The organism is Pseudoxanthomonas jiangsuensis (assembly GCF_010093185.1).
GTDB lineage: Bacteria > Pseudomonadota > Gammaproteobacteria > Xanthomonadales > Xanthomonadaceae > Pseudoxanthomonas > Pseudoxanthomonas jiangsuensis.
This window is the reverse complement of the sequence record NZ_PDWL01000133.1, coordinates 1-511: the sequence shown is the minus strand read 5'-3', so window position 1 is coordinate 511 and position 511 is coordinate 1. Positions and strand designations below refer to the sequence as shown.

The following is a 511-nucleotide window of genomic DNA, read 5'->3' as shown; positions in this document are numbered from 1 at the left end:
AGGAACGCCCGCTCAGTGCATCATGTTGACGTTGAGGTTGTGCATCACCCACAGCGAGCCGACCACCACGATGCCGATGATCAGCAGCGAGAACAGGCCCACGTGCACGTTGGAGCGCTGTTCGGCCGAACGGTGCATGTGCAGGAAGTAGATCAGGTGCACCAGCATCTGCACCGCGGCCAGCACCGCGATGACGATGACGGTGACGCCGCGCGGGAACGCCCCGCTCATCACCATGCCGAACGGGATCACGGTCAGGATCACCGCCAGCACGAAGCCGACCAGGTAGGACTTCAGGCCGCCGCCATGGCCGTGCTCGGCGTGCGCATCGGAGGAAGGATGGTGGTTGGCCATTACAGCGCTCCCAGCAGGTAGACGATGGTGAACACGCCGATCCAGATCACGTCCAGGAAGTGCCAGAACAGGCTCAGGCACGCCAGGCGGGTCATGTTGCGCGGGGTCAGGCCGTTCCTGGCGATCTGGATCACCAGCACGGTCATCCACAGCAGGC

1 protein-coding gene and 1 pseudogene are annotated in these 511 nt (G+C 63.8%); both read right to left on the bottom strand.

What is annotated here, in order from left to right:
• Positions 1–12: 12 nt before the first annotated feature.
• Entirely contained in the window at positions 13–354 is a 342-nt protein-coding gene (cyoD, locus tag CSC62_RS17650; RefSeq protein WP_162407915.1) for a cytochrome o ubiquinol oxidase subunit IV, read from the bottom strand.
• A pseudogene (locus tag CSC62_RS17645) lies at positions 354–511 on the bottom strand (cytochrome o ubiquinol oxidase subunit III); the annotation flags it as partial. The pseudogene CSC62_RS17645 and the gene cyoD, both read right to left, overlap by 1 nt.